Source organism: Kribbella sp. NBC_00359 (assembly GCF_036097425.1).
Lineage (GTDB): Bacteria > Actinomycetota > Actinomycetes > Propionibacteriales > Kribbellaceae > Kribbella.
Genome location: NZ_CP107975.1, coordinates 1879551 through 1897448, shown reverse-complemented (window position 1 = coordinate 1897448; position 17898 = coordinate 1879551). Strand labels below are relative to the sequence as shown.

The following is a 17898-nucleotide window of genomic DNA, read 5'->3' as shown; positions in this document are numbered from 1 at the left end:
GCGCGTACGGACGTAGTGCACAAACTGCGCCGAGTCGCGCCCCAAGCCCCGCCCCGGCGGCGCCCGCCCCCGCGCCCGCCCCGCCCTAACCCAACCCCGCGCCTCGCCGCCGGCCCCGCGCTTGGGTCTGATCGACTTTGTGCACCAGATCCGCATCGTGGGGGTGCCGCGCGTACGGACGTGGTGCACAAAGTGCGCCGAGTCGAGCCCCGGCGCCGCGCCCGGCCCCGCCGCCCACCCCCCGGCACCGCGCTCCGGGTCCGCCGCGTCCCGGGTCCGCCGCGTCCCGGGTCCGCCGTGCCCCCGGCTCCGCCTCGTGCCATCGGCGCCGCCCGCGCCGTGGGGCTTGCCTGCTGTGCGGCTGGGTCTGGTTGACTTTGTGTGCCAGGTCCGCGGCGTGGGGGGTGCTGCGTGTATGGATCTGGTGGGTGGGTGGGAGTGGTGTTTGACACATGTTTCAACGTGTGAATTTGTTCTTCCGTAGAAGATAAATGTGTGATTGCCTTCTCGCATGGGAATCAGCATTGGTGTGGTCGGAGCCGGCCAGTTCGCGCCCTCGTTCCTGCGGCTGTGGTCTGCGCACCCGGACGTGTCCGACGTGCGGCTGACCGACGTACTGCCGGAACGGACCGCCGAGATGGCGGCCAAGCAGGGCATCTCGATCACCTATCAGTCGTTCGACGAGATGCTCGCGTCCGACGTGGACGCGGTGGCGATCTTCACGCAGCGGTGGTTGCACGGCGAGATGGCGATCCGGGCGCTCGAGGCCGGCAAGCACGTGTACTCGACCGTCCCGATGGCGATCGAGGCGGACCAGATCGCCCGCATCATCGAGCTGGTCAAGGAGACCGGCCTGACGTACATGATGGGCGAGACCAGCTACTACTACCCGTCGTCGGTGTACTGCCGGCAGAAGCTGGAAGCCGGCGAGTTCGGCCGGGTCTTCTACTCCGAGGGCGACTACGTCCACGACATGGACCTCGGCTTCTACGCCGCGTACCAGTACAGCGGTGGCGAGGAGTGGAAGAAGACCGCTTCGTTCCCGCCCATGCTCTACCCGACGCATGCCGTGGGCAACGTTCTCTCGGTGACCGGGCAGCACGCCACGCATGTGTCCTGCATCGGGGTGAAGGACGACCGTGGCGACGGTGTGTTCGACAAGGACGTCAGCCAGTTCGACAACGACTTCAGCAACGCGACCGCGCTGTTCAAGCTCGCGGACGGCGGCGTGATGCGGACGAACGAGATGCGCCGCGTCGGCTACCCGTCGCACATTCGTGAATCCCGGCTGCGGGTGTTCGGGACCGAGGGCAGCTTCGAGCAGCTCGCGACGACCACGCTGTGGCAGACCAAGGAGGGCGTCGAGGACGTCAGCCAGTTGATGGAGACCAAGCCCAGCAGCTCCCTCGACGACGCCGACCTGGCGAACGTCGACCCGGCGCTACGGGATGCGTTCCGATCCGGGCTGTCGCCGGTGCACGACCGGAGCCGCCTCCCGGCCGAGTTCGCCGGCATGCACAACGGCCATGAGGGTTCCCACCACTTCCTCGCCGACGATTTCGTCCGCGCGGTCGCAGACAAGGCCCTTCCCCCGGTCAACGCCTGGGTCGCCGCCCGCTACACCCTCCCCGGCATCTACGCACACCAGTCCGCTCTGCAGGGCGGCGTACAACTCGAGATCCCCGACCACGGGGACGCGCCCACCTAGAGGTAGTTGCTGAGCTCGACGAGATTTCCGTCGGGGTCACGCAGGTAGACGCTGAGGATCGGCCCGGTCGCGCCAGTGCGCTCGACCGGGCCTTCCTCGATCTCGACGCCGTGCGCGATCAGCTCGGCCCGCACCTGCTCGATCGGCTCGTCGACGATGAAGCACAAGTCCGCGGTCCCCGGCCCCGGACGCGCCGCCTTCGGCTCGAACTCGTGCCCGACCTGATGCAGGTTGATCTTGCTCGTCCCGAACGCGAGCGCCCGCCGGCCACCCTTGGACGTGACCGCCTCCATCCCCAGCACCTGCTGGTAGAAGCGGGTCGTCGCCTCGAGATCAGCGACGGTGAGCACCAGATGGTCGAGTCGATTCACCTTCATGCTTTGTAGGATCGCGTATGGCTCTGGATCTGTTCGCCGGGATCTCGGTGAGTGACTACGCGGCCGCGGTCGCCTGGTACGAGAAGTTGCTCGGAGCGCCGCCGAGCTTCCTGCCGAACGACATCGAGGCGGTCTGGGAGGTCGGCGAGCACCAGTTCCTCTACATCGAGGTGGTGCCTGAGCATGCCGGTCATGCTCAGCACACCTTGTTCGTCGAGGACTTCGAGGGTGTGATTCGGGCGATCGCCGAGCGCGGGATCGAGCCGGCGGTGCGGGAGACGTACGAGAACGGCGTACGGCATGTCACGTACTACGACCCGGACGGCAACGAGGTCTCGTACGGCGGCGCCCCGGTGGAGTAACCGCATGATCGGGCGCGGCTGTTCAGGGCTCGTGGTCGGCGCGGTAGCGGAAGAGGTCGGGGAGGAAGTTCTCCAGGTTGCCGATCTCCTCGACGTGGTGGCGGGTCCAGGCGGCGAGCGTCGGCGCGGGGAACGCGCGGTCGTGGGCGATCCGGTTGAGAAACAAGGTCGCGAGCGGAGTGGTGTCGCCGACGGTCAGCCGGGTCGTGTACCGGGAGCCACCGCTGGTGGGCGCGAACTCGTTCTCCAGCCGGACCATCGAGCTGCCGAGCAGGCGCTTGGTCATGATCGCCGCCTGGCTGTCGACCGTCTCGACGGTGACGTGAAGGTCCATCACCTTGCCGGGATCGCGCCCGAACGCCTCGGTGAGACGCAGCCGCGAACCGGGGCCGACGACGGCGCCGGGGCTCATCAGCTCGTACGAGATGTGGTCGAGCGGGTGCCAGACGAGATACCGCGGCCAGGTCTTTCCGGCGTACTGCATCGTCCCGGAGATGTGCCCGTACCACCAGGCCAGCATCTCCGGCGTGACCTGTTCGAGGGGTGCGTGGGTGATCGTGACGATGGTCCGGTTGTTGTCCGAGGACATCGACACCGCCGCCGACTCGAGCGGTCGCAGCGGCCAGAGAACCGGACGCGGGGCAGGCAGTTCCGGCGCCTTCATCCCGAAGCGGTGCCCGAACCCCACGCCCCCAAACCCGCCTCACCGAACCGCGATCACGTCCACCTCCTCCCACGCCAGGATCCGGACCGCCACCATCACCCGCCCTTCCAACTCCGCCCGCAACAGCCGATGGACCCCATCCAGAACCGTGAGCCGCCCATCAGTTCGCCGTACGACGTCCAGCGGGTGCTCGAGGTCCGCGGCCATCGTCCGCTGGTACTGCTCGTGATACCGCGCCGGATCCGCCGCGACCTGATGCGGCGTGACCTGGAACGGGCGGCCGTCGTACAGCCAGAACGGTAGGTCGAGGTGCGGCGCCAGATCGGCAAGTGGGACCTGGGTCGTGGGGAGGTCGAGGCGATGGAGTACGGCGACATCCCAGTGGAAATCGAGGAGGTACGGGCGTAGGGCTGGGGGGACCAGGTGGGCTAGGGGGAAGGGGTGGTGGGTCACTCGTAGATTCGGCGGAGGCGGTGGGACATGGAGTTCTTGATGTGTTGGGTCATGGCGGACTCGGCGGCTGTGGGGTCGCCGGAGGTGATCGCCTCGACCAGGGTGCGGTGTTCGGTCAGGACCTCGGGGCCGATGTCGCGGTCGTAGTGCAGGCGGAAGATGTGCAGGTGGCAGTGGGTGCGCTCGAAGGCGAGCCGGACCTGCTCGCTGCCCGACAGCGCCGCGATCAGCAGGTGGAACCGGTTGTCGTGCGCGGTCAGTGACTTGTAGCCGGCGTAGTCCACCGACGTCGGCTCGACCGCGTTCGCCAGTTCCGCCTTCAGCCGCGCGCGGCCCTCGTCGTCGATCAGCTCGGCCGCCCGGCGCGCCGCCCACGGCTCCAGCAACTGCCGGAACCGGTACAGGTCGTCGAACTCCGCGAGCGAGAGCAGCGGCGTCGCGCGGTACCCCTTCAGCGGCTCCTTGACCGCCAGCCCCTCCGACTCCAGCCGCGCCAGCGCCTCCCGCACCGGCGTCGACGACACCTGGAACTCCCGCGCCAGCCCGTCGATCGAGATCCGCGCGCCGGGCCGGATGACGTGGTCCATCAGCATCGTCTTGATCGCCTCGTACACGTCGTCAACCAGCATCTGCCGCCGGAGCAACCGCCGGTCCTGCGGCTGAGGAGTCCCAACGAGGTGCGTGGGTTCCGTCATCGGCTCTCTCCGGATCCTGGTCGCGGCCTTGACCCAGCCGGTCGGGTTCGGCAGGGTGACACTGGTAATCATGCATCATGCACGATTTGGCCCCGGCATAGCTACGGGAAGGCAGAAACGATGGTGAGGTTCGACGAGGTCGGCGTACGGCCGGAGCCGGGGGACAACGTCGCGATCGCCTCCCGCCGGCTCGAGGCCGGCACCGAGATCGAGCTCGGGGGCACCACGGTCACGCTGCCACACACCGTGCTCGAAGGGCATCGCTTCGTGATCGACCCGGTGGGTCCCGGCGAGGCGCTCACATCCTGGAACACGCCGTTCGCCCGCGCCTCCCGCGATCTCCTCCCCGGCGACTACGTCTGTACGCCGACCAGCCTGGCCGCGGTCACGGCGCGCGGAGTCGAGGGCCTTCCGTCCGAGCCGTCCGCCACCAACGAGCCGCTCGACCCGTACGAGCTCGACGAGTCCGCGCTGAACTTCGGCCGGCAGGTGACCAGCGTCGAGCAACCCGGCACCTTCCTCGGCTACCCCCGCGAGCAGGGCGCGGCCGGCACCCGCAACCACGTCGTGCTGATGGCGACCAGCTCCCGCAGCAGCGGCTTCGTCACCGAACTCGCCCGGCGCTTCGACGGCGCGGCCGCTGGCGACGGCGTTGTACCGGTTGCGCACACCGAGGGCGGCGAGGACGAGGTCCCGAACAACCTGCACTTCCTGCTCGCCACCCTGGCCGGCTTCACGCTGAACCCGAACGTCGGCGCCGTCCTGATCGTCGACACCGAGGACGACGTGGTCTCCGGCCAGGCGATCAAGGACTTCATGGTCGAGCACGACTACCCGGCGATCAAGGTGCCGCACGCGTTCTTCACCCGCCGGGCCGGCTTCGAGCACGACCTCACCGAAGCCGGTGCGTTGGTCGAGCCGTGGCTGCCGATTGTCGACAATCAGACGCGCACCGAGGTCCCGCTCGCGGATCTGAAGATCGCCTTGCAGTGCGGTGGATCCGACGCGTTCTCGGGCATCTCTGCCAACCCGCTCGCCGGTCTGGTCGGTGCGGAGGTGATCAAGCACGGCGGCACCGCCGTACTCGCGGAGACCGACGAACTGATCGGCGCGGAGCCGTACGTCCTGAAGAACGTCCGCGACCTCGCCACCGCCCGGCGGTTCCTCGCCACGATCCGCTCGTTCAAGGAACGGGTCGGCTGGCACGGCCACACCGCCGAGGGCAACCCGTCCGGCGGCAACGTGTACCGCGGCCTCTACAACATCGTGCTGAAGTCGATCGGCGCCGCCCGCAAGCTGCCGCGCGAGGTGCGGCTGGACCACGTGATCGACTACGGCGAACCGCTGCCCGGCAACGGCTACATCTTCATGGACAGCCCCGGCAACGACCTCGAGTCCGTGGCCGGCCAGATCGGCAGTGGCTGCAACCTGATCTTCTTCACCACCGGGAACGGCTCGATCACCAACTTCCCGTTCGTCCCGACCCTCAAGTTCGTCACGACAAGCGCCCGGTACGAGCGTCTGCACGCCGAGATGGACGTGGACGCGGGCCGCTACCTGACCGGTACGCCGATGACCGACCTGACCGCGGAGACCTTCGACCTGACCGTCCGGGTCGCGTCCGGCGAACCGAGCGCGGGGGAGCGGGCCGGCCACAGCCAGGTGTCGATCTGGCGGAACTGGAAGCAGAGCGGTCCGCGCGAAGGCATCTCGATCAGCACGGACGGCCGGATGAGCCGCCAGTTGGGCGACCTCCCGGCCGAGGATCGTGACGCGCCCCTCGATGGCCTCCCCTTGGCCGGGCTCAGCTCCGACGCACGCACGGCGGCACGCCTGCTGCAGGTCGACGACCGTCTCGTGCCCGAGGCCGTCGGGCTGATCCTGCCGACCAGCCTGTGCTCCGGCCAGATCGCCCTGCGGCTCGCAGCCCAGGCGGAGGTGGAGAAGTGGGCCGGTGACGCGGTCACGCGGATGGTCGCGCTCCCGCACACCGAGGGGTGCGGCAGCAGCGGCGGCGCGTCCGAGGAGACGTTCGCCCGCATCATGGTCGGCTATCTCCTGCATCCGAACACGCGGATGGCTCTCCTCCTGGAGCACGGCTGCGAGAAGACCCATAACGACTACTTCCGCTCGCGTCTGGTCGAGGCCGGCAAGGACCCGTCCCGCTTCGGCTGGGCCAGCATCCAGGCCGACGGCGGTCTCGATGCTGTCGGCAACAAGGTGAAGGACTGGTTCGACAGCTTCGACCTGGACAAGCCGGTCGAGCAGCGCGGCAACCTCGGCGCACTCACCGTCGGCCTGGAGGCGCGCGGCCCGCTGACGGACACGACTGCGGAGGCGCTGGCCCTGATCGGCCGCGAGATCGTGGGCTCCGGCGGTTCCGTCGTACTGTCGTCGCGCGGTGCCTTGCTCGGGCATGCCGGCTTCCGCGCGGCTGCCTTCGGCTCGGCGGATGAAGTGGGTCCGACGATCGCGCACGGGCAGCGGCTGGCGCAGCCGGGCTGGCACGTGATGCGGATGCCCGGCACCGACTGGATGGAGACCGCGACCGGCTTCGGCGCGAGTGGCGTCCAGCAGATCCTCGCGCACGTTGCCGGCGGCACCGTGTCCGCCCAGCGGTTCGTGCCGGTCGTCGAGATCAGCAACGATCCGGAGACGGTCGCGACGTACGGCGACGACCTCGACGCGGTCGCCACCGGTGACGCGGCCGACCAGGCCCGGATCGGCCTGGACACGATCGCGATGGTGGCGAGCCGGCAGCTCGTTCCCAAGGCAGTTGCCTCCGGCAACGTTGGCTTCCAGATCACCCGTGGCTTGCTCGGCACCTCGATGTAACTGTGCACTCTGAATGAAGGGTCTCTCCATGCATTTGGTCCGTTACCAGTCCCCGGCCGGCCGGCCGGTGGTCGGCGTACGCACCGGCGACACCGTGGCTCCGCTCGAAGGCGTCAACAGCGTCGCGGAGCTGCTGCGACTCCGACTGGACGAGTTGCAGACGGCGGTCGCCAAGGTCGGGGAGGCGGTCCCGGTCGACGGCGTGAAGTTCCTGCCCCCGCTGGACGGGCGGGGCGAGGTGTGGTGCTCCGGAGTCACCTACGAGCGGTCTCGTGGCGCTCGGATGGAGGAGAGCACCGAGCAGTCCGTGTACGACAAGGTCTACACGGCCGACCGGCCCGAGCTGTTCCAGAAGGCACCGGCCTGGCGGGTGGTGACCGACGGCGAGCCGGTCGGGATCCGGGTCGACTCGGGTCACGACGTACCCGAGCCGGAGCTCGCGGTCGTCGCGAACAGCCACGGTGAGATCGTCGGGTTCACGGTCTGCAACGACATGAGCTCGCGGTCGATCGAGGGCGTGAACCCGCTGTACGTCCCGCAGGCCAAGCTGTTCGCCGGCGGCTGCGCGCTGGCGACCGGGATCCGCCCGGCGTGGGAGGTCGCGAACCCGAAGGACCTCGAGATCGGCGTCGTGATCGAGCGAGCGGGCGACGAGGTGTTCGCGGAGACGACGTCGACCGCGAAGCTGGTGCGTGAGCTGCAGGACCTGATCGACGTGCTGTTCCTGCCGAACGACTTCCCGGACGGCGTGATCCTGGCGACCGGCACCGGGATCGTGCCCGAGCTGGACTTCGCGCTGGCCGAGGGCGACGTCATCACGATCACGATCGCCGAGGTCGGCACGCTGACGAATACGGTGGCCGTCGGCCGGGAACCGTTTACGTTCCTGGCGACCGACAACTTGGAGGAGAAGCGATGACCAAGGACACCACCCCCGCCGAGTTGGAGCAGGCGCTGGTCGCCGCGACAGCGGCCGCGCCGGCGCTGGGTGCGGCCGAGCCCGCGGTCCGGGCCGGGTGGATCCGCGCTGCCGCCGACGCGCTCGACGCGGCCGCGGACGAGCTGGTGCCGATCGCGATGCGGGAGTCTTCGCTGCCCGAGGCACGGCTGCGGGGCGAGGTCGCCCGGAGCACAGGTCAGCTGCGGATGTTCGCCGACGTCCTTGAGGAGGGTTCGCTGCTCGAGGTCATCATCGACACCGCAGACGCCCAGGCGAAGCCGGTGCCGCGTCCGGACCTGCGGCGGGTGCTGGTGCCGCTCGGGCCGGTGCTGGTGTTTGCCGCCAGCAACTTCCCGTTCGCGTTCAGCGTGTGCGGCGGTGACACGGCTTCCGCGCTAGCGGCCGGCTGTCCAGTGATCGTGAAGGGGCACCCGGGTCATCCTGAGCTGTCCGCGCGCACCGCCGAGGTGATGGCCGAGGCACTGCGGACCGCTGGTGCGCCGGATGGTTCGCTTGGGCTGATCCAGGGCTTCGACGTCGGCGTCACCGCGCTGAAGGACCCGCGGATCACCGCGGCCGGGTTCACCGGCTCGGTGCCGGCTGGGAAGGCGCTGCACGAGATCGCGGTCACCCGGCCGGAGCCGGTCCCGTTCTACGGTGAGCTCGGCAGCCTGAACCCGGTGTTCGTCACCCAGGCGGCGATCGATGCCCGGGGCAAGGACATCGCGACGGGGTACGTCGGTTCGTTCACACTCGGCGTCGGTCAGTTCTGCACGAAGCCCGGATTGCTGTTCCTCCCGGGCGGTCATGGGCTCCAGGAGCAGCTGACCGAGGCGACCGGCGGGGTAGCCGAGGCGCCGATGCTGAACGACCGGATCCAGGACGGATTCAGCTCCGGGCTCGACCGCCTGCAGAAGGTCGACGGCATCCGCGTCTGGGCCTCGGGTGGTGCGACTCTGCTGCAGACCACGGTCGCGGAGTTGCTGGCTCGGCGGGACGAGATCCTGGAAGAGTGTTTCGGCCCCGTCTCGATCGTCGTGGAGTACGACGGGGTGGAGGAGTTGAAGGCGGCTGTCGAGGCCTTCGAGGGGAACCTCACCGCGACGCTCCACGCTGAGGACGCGGACGCCGAGTTGGCGCGTGAGCTGCTGCCGTTGCTGACGGCCCGCGCCGGCCGCGTGCTCTGGAACGGCTGGCCGACCGGGGTCGCGGTGTCGTGGGCGCAGCACCACGGCGGTCCGTACCCGGCGACCGTCGGCTCGATCCACACCAGCGTCGGGGTGACCGCCGCCCGCCGATTCCAGCGGCCGGTCGCGTACCAAGACGCCCCCGACGCCGTGCTGCCCGACGTACTGAAGGACTCGAACCCGGCCGGCATCACCCGCCGGCTGAACGGGACCGTAACCACAGGTGAGGTGTCTCGATGAGCGATCTTCCCCCGACCAATGACCCGGGTGACGTCGAGCTTCCGGCGGATGTTGCCGGAGAGCCGACTTCCGAGAAGACCGGGACGACCGGTGAACCGGGGCGGCCCGATGCGCCGATCGGGCGGCGGAGTTTTGATCACTGGTTCGGTGAGAAGGACCGCAACGGGTTCATCCACCGGTCCTGGATGCGGGCGCAGGGCTTCTCCGAGGAGGTGTTCGACGGCCGCCCGGTGATCGGCATCTGCAACACCTGGTCCGAGCTCACGCCCTGCAACGCGCATCTGCGCCGGCTCGCGGACTCGGTCAAGCGCGGTGTCTGGCAGGCTGGTGGTTTCCCGCTGGAGTTCCCGGTGATGTCGCTCGGCGAGACGATGCTCCGGCCGACCGCGATGCTGTTCCGCAACCTGCTCAGCATGGACGTCGAAGAGTCGCTGCGCGGCAACCCGATCGACGGCGCCATCCTGCTGACCGGCTGCGACAAGACCACGCCGGGCTCGATCATGGGCGCCGCCAGCGTCGACCTCCCCACCCTGGTCGTCACCGGCGGTCCCATGTTGAACGGTAAATTCCGCGGCTGCGACATCGGTTCCGGTACGGCGGTCTGGCGGTTCACGCAGGACCGCAACGCCGGCCGGATGTCGGAGGCGGACTACGCGGCGGCCGAGTCCGGCATGTCCCGCAGCAACGGCCACTGCATGACGATGGGCACGGCGTCCACGATGGCCTGCATGGCCGAGGCGCTCGGGCTCCAACTGACCGGGTCCGCGGCGATCCCGGCCGTCGACTCGCGCCGCTACTCGATCGCCCAGCAGGCCGGTCAGCGGATCGTGAAGATGGTCGAGGAGGATCTCAAGCCCAGCGACATCCTGACGCGCGACGCGTTCGCGAACGCAGTCCGGGCGAATGCGGCGATCGGCGGCTCGACGAACGCCGTCATCCACCTGCTTGCGATCGCCGGCCGGGTCGGCGTCGACCTGACACTGGACGACATGGACGAGTGGGCCCGCGGGGTGCCGTGGCTCGTCGACCTGCAGCCGTCGGGCAAGTACCTGATGGAGGACTTCTACTACGCCGGTGGCCTGCCCGCCGTGATGAAGGAGATCCTGCCGCTGCTCAAGGCCGACGCGATCACCGTGACCGGCAAGACCATGGGCGAGAACGTCGCCACCGCGGAGCGGACCGACTGGAGTGGTCAGGAGGGTCAGCCGGCAACCGCCGTCATCCGGCCGGTCGGCAACCCACTGGGCAGCGGTGCGGGGACCGCCGTGCTGAAGGGGAATCTGGCGCCGGACGGTGCCGTGATCAAGCAGTCGGCGGCGTCCGAGCGACTGCTGCAGCACCGCGGCAAGGCACTGGTGTTCAGCAGCATCGAGGAGTACGACAAGGCGGTCGACGATCCGGAGCTCGACGTCGACGAGGACACGGTGCTCGTGCTGCAGAACTCCGGTCCGCGCGGCTACCCGGGCATGCCGGAGGTCGGGAACATGACGATCCCGCGCAAGCTCGCCGAGATCGGTGTCGACGACATGGTGCGGATCTCGGACGCGCGGATGAGCGGTACGGCGTACGGCACCGTCGTACTGCATGTCACGCCGGAAGCGGCTGTCGGTGGGCCGTTGGCGCTGGTGCGGACGGGTGACTGGATCGAGCTCGACGTACCGGCTCGGCGGTTGCATCTGGATGTGTCCGAAGAGGAGTTGGAGAAGCGACGTGCCGACTGGCAGCCGCCGGTGCCACCGACGGATCGCGGCTGGGCCCGCCTGTACGTCGACCACGTCACGCAGGCGAACCAAGGCTGCGACCTCGACTTCCTGATCGGCCGCACCGGCTCCGCCGTAGCGAGACAGAGTCACTGATGACATCCGCACAGCCGCCGCTCTCCCCCCAACCGCCGAGCGAAGCGAGGCGTTCTCTGGGTCCTTTCGAGGCCATCCGCGGTTTGCGGCCGGCCGGGGTGCTCCCGCAGGTCACACCGATCCGGCGGCTGATCTCGGATCTGCCGACCTCGCCGGACCCGTACGCCGCCGCGCAGGCGGCCCTGAATCCGCTGCGGGAGCGGATCCTGCCCGGCGCCCGGATCGCGGTGACCGCGGGCAGCCGGGGGATCCACGATCTCGTGCCGGTGGTGAAGGCGGCGGTGGACTGGCTGACCGCGGTCGGTGCTGCGCCGTTCGTCGTACCGGCGATGGGCTCGCACGGCGGTGCGACCGCGGACGGTCAGCTCGAGATGCTCGCCGGTCTCGGGATTACCTCCGAGTCGGTCGGTTGCCCGGTCGAGGCGACGATGGAGACCGTTGTCATCGGCACCCTTCCCGACGGTACGCCGGTGCACCACGACGCGCTGGCCGCGAAGGCGGACGGCGTCCTCCTGGTCAACCGCGTCAAGCCGCACACCGACTTCCGTGGTCCGATCGAGAGTGGCGTGGCGAAGGTCCTCGCCATCGGGCTCGGCAACCACAAGGGTGCTGCCGCCCTGCACGCCGGCGGAATCCCGTCGCTGGGCGGCGCGATCGAGGCCGCGGCCCGGATGGTCGTTGCGCAGGGCAAGATCCTGGGTGGGCTGGCGATCCTGGAGAACGCCCTGGAACGAACCGCGGCGGTGGAGTTCGTCGAGCCCGACGGCATTGCCGGCCCGGCCGAGAACGCGTTGCTGCAAAGGGCCGGCAGCCTGCTCGGGCGATTGCCGTTCGACGAGCTGGACGTGCTGGTCGTGGACGAGATGGGCAAGGACAAGTCCGGCGCCGGGATGGACACGAACGTGATCGGCCGGTGCTGGGTGCACGGGATCCCGGAGTTCGACTCGCCGTCGATCGCCGCGATCACCGTCCACTCACTGTCGCCGGCGTCGCACGGGAACGCGTCCGGTCTCGGTCTGGCCGACGTCATCCCGGCCCGGATGCTGGAGCAGATCGACCTGCAGGTGAGTTACGTGAACGCGCTGACCTCCGGTGCGGGCGGTGCGCGGCGGTCCCGGATGCCGATGGTGATGGAGGACGACGAGGCCGCCGTACTCGCCGCGGTGACGATGTGCGGCCGGCGGGACTGGTCGGAGCTCCGGCTGGCCCGGATCAAGGACACCCTTTCCCCGAACGAGTTGATGGTGACGCCGGCCCTGCTGACCGAGTCGGCCGAGCGTTTCGACCTGGAGATCACCGGTACGGCGCGGGACCTGACGTCGGCCGGCCGGCTTCGACCCTGGAGTGACAGATGAACCTTCGCGAAGCGCGCGCCCTGCTGGCCGATCGTGGTTTCCGCCCGGGGGAGGTGTCCACGCGGACGTTTCCGGACGGATCGCCGTACAAGGTGGAGATCCCTTCCTGTGAAGGGCCGCGGGTGATGACCGCGGTGCTGGAGGAGGCGAAGACCCGCGGGATCACGATCGACCGGGTGTCACAGGGCAGTGGTGTGATGATGCTGACCGATGCCGAGATCGAGGAGATGCTATCGCTCGGCGCTTCGGCCGGGGTCGAGGTCTGCCTGTTCCTCGGGCCGCGTGGTGCGTGGGACATCGGTGGCCAGGCCAAGGTGTCGGCCGCGGTCGGTGGTGTAGCGCGAGGCAACGAGATGGTTGCCGCGTCGCTGTGTGACGCCTACCGCGCGGTGGAGCTCGGCGTCCGGAGTCTGCTGGTGGGAGACATCGGCGTCCTGGAGATCCTGGGTGCGTTGAAGGTGGAAGGCGAGCTGCCGGCCGATCTGGTGCTGAAGACGTCGGTGCTGATGCCGTTGCCGAACGCACCGACTGCGCGGCTGTACGAGCGGCTGGGTGCGACGAGCCTCAACGTGTCGACGGACCTGCCCGTGCCGGTGCTGGCAGAGATCCGGTCCGTGACGACCGTGCCGATCGACATGTACATCGAGGTGCCGGACGACCAGGGCGGACATGTCCGGTTCTACGACGTACCGGAGATCGTCCGGGTCGCGGCGCCGGTGTATCTGAAGATGGGTCTGCGCAACGCGCCGAACATCTACCCGGTCGGTGCGCACCTTTCCGGTACGGCGGAAGCCCTCGGGCGCGAGCGGGTCCGCCGGGCGGAGTTGATCCTGCGGCTGCTGGCCGAACAGGATGAGGGATGAATGATCCGCTGGTAGCTCGGCTCCGCTCGGCGCTCGGTGACGCGGCGGTCGTCGACGATCCCGACGTACTGGACAGTCATCGCAACGATCACGCGACCTTCTGTACGGCCGGGGTGCCGCGCGTGCTGGCGCGTCCCTCGTCGACCGCTGAGGTGGTCGAGGTTCTGCGGGCGGCTGGGTCGTTCGGTGTTCCGGTGGTGACCCAGGGAGCCCGGACCGGGCTGTCCGGAGCGGCGAACGCGATCGACGGATGTTTGTTGCTGTCCACCGCGCGAATGAACCAGATCCTGGAGATCTCGGTCGAGGATCAAGTGGCGGTCGTCCAGCCAGGTGTCGTGAACGCCGATCTCTCCCGGGCCGTCCTGGCGCAGGACCTGTTCTACCCGCCGGATCCGTCGTCGTGGGAAATGTCCACGGTGGGTGGAAACATCGCGACCAACGCCGGTGGGCTGTGTTGTGTGAAGTACGGCGTGACGGCAGATTTCGTGCGCGGGTTGGAGGTGGTGCTGGCGTCGGGTGAGGTCGTCCGCACCGGCCGGCGGTCGGCGAAGGGCGTCGCTGGCTACGACCTGACGCGGTTGATCGTCGGATCCGAGGGCACGTTGGGAGTCGTCACCGAGGCGACACTCGCGCTGCGTCCTGCGCCGGAGGCTGCGTTGACCGCGGCTGCCACCTTCCTGTCCATCGAGGACGGGATCGCCGCCGCGGCTGCGGTGATGGCGTCCGGCCTGCGTCCCTCCCTGCTCGAGTTCATCGATGGTCCGACCGCGCGTGCCATTCAGGACTACCGCGACATGGGGTTGCCCGCGGACGTCGGATCGTTGTTGATCGCGCAGTCGGACCGTGGCCCTCGTGCGGCCGAGGACGTTGCCCGGATCGCGGCGATCTGTTCGGCGCATGGCGCGGTCGAGGTCGCCGAGGCATCCGACGCCGAGGAGTCGCGGATGCTGCTCGAGGCGCGCCGGCTGGTGAACTCCGCGCTCGAGCCGCTCGGGGTGACGTTGATCGACGACGTCGCCGTACCGCGGTCGAAGCTGGTCGCGTTGCTGCGCGGGATCGCGGAGATCGGCACGAAGTACGACGTACTGATTTGTTGCCCTGGGCATGTGGGTGACGGCAACATGCACCCGACCGTCGTCTTCGACCGCGACGACCCGGCGGCCGAGGCGCGGGCGCTGGAGGCCTTCGGTGCGGTGATGGAGCTCGGGCTGGCGCTGGGTGGGACGATCACTGGCGAGCACGGCATCGGCACGTTGAAGGCGCGCTGGCTGGAGACCGAGCTCGGTCCGGTGAGTCTGGAACTGCACCGGCGGATCAAGCAGGCCTTCGATCCGGACAACCTGCTCAATCCCGGCAAGGTCCTCGTCTGATGCGGGTCGACGTTGGCTCATCCCTGGATGACCTGCGTCGCAAGGCGTCTTCGGTGCGGCCGTCGCCGCGGCAGGTCGCGTGGCAGCGACAGGAGCTGACCGCGTTCGTGCACTTCGGGCCGAACACGTTCACCGATCTGGAGTGGGGGACCGGTGTCGATGATCCGGCCGTCTTCGACCCCTCGGCGCTCGACTGCTCGCAGTGGGTGCGGACGTTGGTGTCGGCAGGCTTCAAGAGTGTGATCCTGACGGCGAAGCACCACGACGGCTTCTGCCTGTGGCCGAGCCGCTACCTTCCACATACTGTTGCCGCGAGCCCGTATCGCGGTGACGTCGTGGCCTCGTTGGCCTCGGCGTGTCAGGAGCACGGGCTCGGGCTGGGCTTCTACTTGTCTCCGGCCGATCTGTACCAGGAGAAGGCCAACGGCGGGTACTACGGCAACGGCAGCCCGGTGGTGTCGTCGGAGATCCCTTCGCTGGTCGTCGACGAGTCGCTGCCACGGTTCCGGTACGACGTCGATGACTACAACCGGTTCTACCTCAACCAGTTGTACGAACTGCTGACGCAGTACGGGCCGATCGCGGAGGTCTGGCTGGACGGCGCCAACCCGACGAGCACTGCGCAGGCCTACGCGTACGAGGCGTGGTTCGATCTGGTCCGGCGGCTCGCGCCCGACGCGACCATCGCGGTCGGCGGACCGGACGTGCGCTGGGTCGGTAACGAGGACGGCTTCGCCCGTGAGACCGAGTGGAGCGTCGTACCGTTCGCCGGTCGGCAGATGGTCGCCGAGCAGACCGCGTCCGACGTGGCCGGCCCTTCGTTACTGCGGAAGGCTGACGAGCTGCGGTGGTATCCGGCCGAGGTCGACGTCTCGATCCGGCCGGGGTGGTTCTACCACGCTGCTGAGGACTCGGCCGTGAAGTCGTTGCCGGAGCTCCTGGACATCTATCGCAAATCGGTTGGCCGCAACGCCGTACTGCTTCTCAACATCCCGCCCGACCGCCGCGGGCTCTTCGCCCCACCGGACGTTGCCCGGCTGGCCGAGTTCGGCGCCGCGGTCCGCGAGTACTACGAGACCGATGTGTCGTTGCCGGGAACGGTGAACGTGATCGACCTGCGCGAGGACATCTCACACGGCCAACAGGTCGAGTCCTTCGCCGTCGATGCGTTGCTCGACGGCGAGTGGACGCAGATCGCCGCCGGTACAACGATCGGCCACCGGCGACTGATCCCACTCGACGAGCCGGTGTCGGTGAGCGCCGTACGCCTGCGCATCCTGTCATCGCGGGCCGAAGCGACCGCAGCGTTGTCCCTTCACTACGACCCGACCATCTGACAGTCCCCCTGCCTGGAGTCGAACCAGGGACCCGGCCTTCGGAGGGCCGAGCGTGCATCCGTCACCAGAGGGTCAGGTACGCCGCCACCTGATGCGGCGTACCTTTCGCGGTGTTACTCCTCGACCGAGACGACGCGGGTCCAGTCGGAGCAGTCGGCTTCACACCAGACGTGATCGCCCGCGCGGGCGATCCGATCACGCTGCACATGCCCACAGGCAAGCCGCACCCGGCGCAACGCGTGACCCTGCTTCACTGGAGCACCGGTCCTACCGCCGGGCACTCGCTTTCGATTCCTGAGGTCGGCCATGGCCGGTCCTCCTCTCTTGTCACATTGGTTGACGCAGGAGGCCACGGTGGCGCTCCTGCTCATCGCTTGGGGAGGTAGCGACCGACGGTCGCGCAGTACTGCTCGTACTCATCCCCGAACGTCTCGGTGAGCCGTCGTTCCTCACGCAGAACGTCGCGATGCACGGCGGCGGCGACCAACGGCAAGGTCGCCAGAGTCCACCCGGACCTGGCGGCCACCCCGATCCCGAGGTGGAGCAAGGCCCAACCGACGTACATGGGATTGCGCGTCGTGGCGTACGGACCGCTGGTCACGAGTCTCTGCGGCCGGCTCAGCTCTGTGCTCCTCGCTGCTTTCAACGATCGCGCGATGAGCATGCTTCCCGCGGCGACGATCGGCCAGCCGGCAGATCGTCGTACCGCGTGAAACCGCCACGGTCGTACCTGCTCCAGCGCGAACCCGGCCGCGATCCCGGCCAGGTTGGCCTCGGGGATCGGGAAGTTCCGCAGTACGGCGGTCAGCTCTGTGTTCGTGTGGCTTCCTCGAGCGCGTGGACGAAGGCGTCCGGCTGTTCTATGTGGGGGACGTGTCCGGCGTCGTCGATCACCCTTAGAGGCCAGCCGAGTCGTTTGCTTGCCGTTGTGGCGAGGTCCAGCGGTACGAACCGATCCTGCGCACCCCAGAGCAGTGTCGTCGGCACGTCGATGCGCTCGCGGACCTGTTTGGTGCCGGTGGCTACCAGCTGGCGCATCGTGCGCTTGACGTGCGGCACGAGTGCTCGGCTCCGCGTATAGGCGGTGAACGCGTCGAGCCAGTCCGGGTCCAGGCGTCGTACCCGATCGAGGTCGGCGAACGCCCAGCGCTCGAAGCGCACCATGTTGGCCTCGGACGGACGCAACGCGAACCTGATCGCCACGGCGCGGAGCCCGATCGGCATCCGGTACGGCCCGACACCGGGAGCCGCATAGATCACCAATCGTCGCAGCCGCTCGCCGTGGTCGGCCGCAAACCGCAAGGCCAGGGTGCCGAGCAACGAATGCGCGACCAGAGTCGGAGGCTCCTCGCACGTCAGCCGCAGCAGCGCGCTCATCCAGCCGGTGAAGCCCTCCCGGTCCGGCTCGGACTCCCCAAGGCCAGGTGCGTCAGGGACGATGAGCCGGTGGTCCTGCGCGAGGCGGGAGATCACTGGTGCCCAGTAGATTCCCCCGCACTCGATTCCCCCGTGCAGCAGAAGCAAGGGCGGACCGTCCCCACCCTCGAGCACTGTCGTACCGATGCCGTTGACCTCGATCCGCCGCTCCTCGACGGCGAGGCCCCGCAGCAGCCGCGCCCGCGCCTTGTGCTCCATTGCTCACCTCACCCCTGACCC

The 17898-nt window shown here is 68.7% G+C and carries 17 protein-coding genes; 10 read left to right on the top strand and 7 right to left on the bottom strand.

Features of this window, described 5'->3' with window-relative positions; genetic code table 11:
* The first annotated feature begins 511 nt into the window (after positions 1-511).
* Positions 512-1708, top strand: a complete 1197-nt coding sequence (locus OG876_RS09240) for a Gfo/Idh/MocA family protein (protein ID WP_328524372.1) — start codon at positions 512-514, stop codon at positions 1706-1708.
* Here OG876_RS09240 and OG876_RS09235 read toward each other — a convergent pair.
* On the bottom strand, positions 1705-2085 hold the full coding sequence (locus OG876_RS09235) for a VOC family protein (RefSeq protein WP_328524371.1): 381 nt from the start codon (positions 2083-2085) through the stop codon (positions 1705-1707). The two genes, OG876_RS09240 and OG876_RS09235, sit on opposite strands and share 4 nt — an antisense overlap.
* Before the next feature lie 17 nt (positions 2086-2102).
* Here OG876_RS09235 and OG876_RS09230 point away from each other — a divergent pair, with 17 nt between their 5' ends.
* Positions 2103-2447, top strand: a complete 345-nt coding sequence (locus tag OG876_RS09230) for a VOC family protein (protein ID WP_328524370.1) — start codon at positions 2103-2105, stop codon at positions 2445-2447.
* 22 nt (positions 2448-2469) lie between these two features.
* Here the strand turns inward: OG876_RS09230 and OG876_RS09225 are convergent, their stop codons facing one another.
* Genes OG876_RS09225 through OG876_RS09215 form a run of 3 tightly spaced genes read right to left on the bottom strand, consistent with a single transcriptional unit; the run spans position 2470 to position 4331 of the window.
* The gene (locus tag OG876_RS09225) at positions 2470-3135 is read right to left on the bottom strand and encodes a hypothetical protein (RefSeq protein WP_328524369.1); all 666 of its coding nucleotides are present in this window, start codon (positions 3133-3135) and stop codon (positions 2470-2472) included.
* Between the two features lie 15 nt (positions 3136-3150).
* Positions 3151-3564, bottom strand: coding sequence for a hypothetical protein (locus tag OG876_RS09220; RefSeq protein WP_328524368.1), 414 nt, complete (start codon positions 3562-3564; stop codon positions 3151-3153).
* Positions 3561-4331 (bottom strand): GntR family transcriptional regulator, encoded by a 771-nt coding sequence (locus OG876_RS09215; RefSeq protein WP_328524367.1) that lies wholly within the window; start codon positions 4329-4331, stop codon positions 3561-3563. Before OG876_RS09215 ends, OG876_RS09220 begins: the two co-directional genes overlap by 4 nt.
* A gap of 48 nt (positions 4332-4379) precedes the next feature.
* Between OG876_RS09215 and OG876_RS09210 the strand changes: the two genes are divergently transcribed.
* From OG876_RS09210 to OG876_RS09175, 8 genes are read left to right on the top strand one after another with little or no spacing between them, the layout of a single operon-like run.
* A complete protein-coding gene (locus tag OG876_RS09210; protein WP_328524366.1) occupies positions 4380-7094 on the top strand; it encodes a UxaA family hydrolase in 2715 nt (904 codons plus the stop codon).
* Between the two features lie 28 nt (positions 7095-7122).
* Entirely contained in the window at positions 7123-8013 is an 891-nt protein-coding gene (locus OG876_RS09205; RefSeq protein WP_328524365.1) for a fumarylacetoacetate hydrolase family protein, read from the top strand.
* On the top strand, positions 8010-9461 hold the full coding sequence (locus tag OG876_RS09200) for an aldehyde dehydrogenase (NADP(+)) (RefSeq protein ID WP_328524364.1): 1452 nt from the start codon (positions 8010-8012) through the stop codon (positions 9459-9461). Before OG876_RS09205 ends, OG876_RS09200 begins: the two co-directional genes overlap by 4 nt.
* A complete protein-coding gene (locus OG876_RS09195) occupies positions 9458-11317 on the top strand; it encodes an IlvD/Edd family dehydratase (protein WP_328524363.1) in 1860 nt (619 codons plus the stop codon). Before OG876_RS09200 ends, OG876_RS09195 begins: the two co-directional genes overlap by 4 nt.
* A complete protein-coding gene (locus tag OG876_RS09190) occupies positions 11317-12672 on the top strand; it encodes a DUF2088 domain-containing protein (RefSeq protein ID WP_328524362.1) in 1356 nt (451 codons plus the stop codon). The genes OG876_RS09195 and OG876_RS09190 overlap by 1 nt, the downstream gene beginning before the upstream one ends.
* Positions 12669-13535, top strand: coding sequence for a U32 family peptidase (locus OG876_RS09185; protein ID WP_328524361.1), 867 nt, complete (start codon positions 12669-12671; stop codon positions 13533-13535). Before OG876_RS09190 ends, OG876_RS09185 begins: the two co-directional genes overlap by 4 nt.
* The gene (locus OG876_RS09180; protein ID WP_328524360.1) at positions 13532-14905 is read left to right on the top strand and encodes an FAD-binding oxidoreductase; all 1374 of its coding nucleotides are present in this window, start codon (positions 13532-13534) and stop codon (positions 14903-14905) included. The genes OG876_RS09185 and OG876_RS09180 overlap by 4 nt, the downstream gene beginning before the upstream one ends.
* Positions 14905-16242, top strand: coding sequence for an alpha-L-fucosidase (locus tag OG876_RS09175; protein WP_328524359.1), 1338 nt, complete (start codon positions 14905-14907; stop codon positions 16240-16242). Before OG876_RS09180 ends, OG876_RS09175 begins: the two co-directional genes overlap by 1 nt.
* A 113-nt stretch (positions 16243-16355) precedes the next feature.
* On the opposite strand, the gene OG876_RS09170 is transcribed toward OG876_RS09175, so the two are convergent.
* From OG876_RS09170 to OG876_RS09160, 3 genes are all read right to left on the bottom strand, one after another.
* Positions 16356-16496 carry a hypothetical protein gene (locus tag OG876_RS09170; RefSeq protein ID WP_328524358.1) on the bottom strand — a complete coding sequence of 47 codons (141 nt, stop codon included), beginning with the start codon at positions 16494-16496 and terminating at the stop codon, positions 16356-16358.
* Positions 16497-16609: 113 nt separating this feature from the next.
* Positions 16610-16906: a methyltransferase family protein gene (locus tag OG876_RS09165; RefSeq protein WP_328524357.1), complete on the bottom strand. Its 297-nt coding sequence runs from the start codon at positions 16904-16906 to the stop codon at positions 16610-16612.
* Between the two features lie 140 nt (positions 16907-17046).
* Complete coding sequence (locus tag OG876_RS09160) at positions 17047-17877, bottom strand: alpha/beta fold hydrolase (RefSeq protein WP_328524356.1); 831 nt, start codon at positions 17875-17877, stop codon at positions 17047-17049.
* Between the last annotated feature and the right edge of the window lie 21 nt (positions 17878-17898).

What these genes read in the sequence shown, in the direction of transcription:
- OG876_RS09160 (WP_328524356.1), bottom strand. Translation starts at nt 17,877, where the DNA reads ATGGAGCACAAGGCGCGGGCGCGGCTGCTGCGGGGCCTCGCCGTCGAG.
- OG876_RS09235 (WP_328524371.1), bottom strand. Translation starts at nt 2,085, where the DNA reads ATGAAGGTGAATCGACTCGACCATCTGGTGCTCACCGTCGCTGATCTC.
- OG876_RS09230 (WP_328524370.1), top strand. Translation starts at nt 2,103, where the DNA reads ATGGCTCTGGATCTGTTCGCCGGGATCTCGGTGAGTGACTACGCGGCC.
- OG876_RS09210 (WP_328524366.1), top strand. Translation starts at nt 4,380, where the DNA reads ATGGTGAGGTTCGACGAGGTCGGCGTACGGCCGGAGCCGGGGGACAAC.
- OG876_RS09200 (WP_328524364.1), top strand. Translation starts at nt 8,010, where the DNA reads ATGACCAAGGACACCACCCCCGCCGAGTTGGAGCAGGCGCTGGTCGCC.
- OG876_RS09175 (WP_328524359.1), top strand. Translation starts at nt 14,905, where the DNA reads ATGCGGGTCGACGTTGGCTCATCCCTGGATGACCTGCGTCGCAAGGCG.
- OG876_RS09215 (WP_328524367.1), bottom strand. Translation starts at nt 4,331, where the DNA reads ATGATTACCAGTGTCACCCTGCCGAACCCGACCGGCTGGGTCAAGGCC.
- OG876_RS09185 (WP_328524361.1), top strand. Translation starts at nt 12,669, where the DNA reads ATGAACCTTCGCGAAGCGCGCGCCCTGCTGGCCGATCGTGGTTTCCGC.
- OG876_RS09205 (WP_328524365.1), top strand. Translation starts at nt 7,123, where the DNA reads ATGCATTTGGTCCGTTACCAGTCCCCGGCCGGCCGGCCGGTGGTCGGC.
- OG876_RS09195 (WP_328524363.1), top strand. Translation starts at nt 9,458, where the DNA reads ATGAGCGATCTTCCCCCGACCAATGACCCGGGTGACGTCGAGCTTCCG.
- OG876_RS09190 (WP_328524362.1), top strand. Translation starts at nt 11,317, where the DNA reads ATGACATCCGCACAGCCGCCGCTCTCCCCCCAACCGCCGAGCGAAGCG.
- OG876_RS09180 (WP_328524360.1), top strand. Translation starts at nt 13,532, where the DNA reads ATGAATGATCCGCTGGTAGCTCGGCTCCGCTCGGCGCTCGGTGACGCG.
- OG876_RS09165 (WP_328524357.1), bottom strand. Translation starts at nt 16,906, where the DNA reads ATGCTCATCGCGCGATCGTTGAAAGCAGCGAGGAGCACAGAGCTGAGC.
- OG876_RS09240 (WP_328524372.1), top strand. Translation starts at nt 512, where the DNA reads ATGGGAATCAGCATTGGTGTGGTCGGAGCCGGCCAGTTCGCGCCCTCG.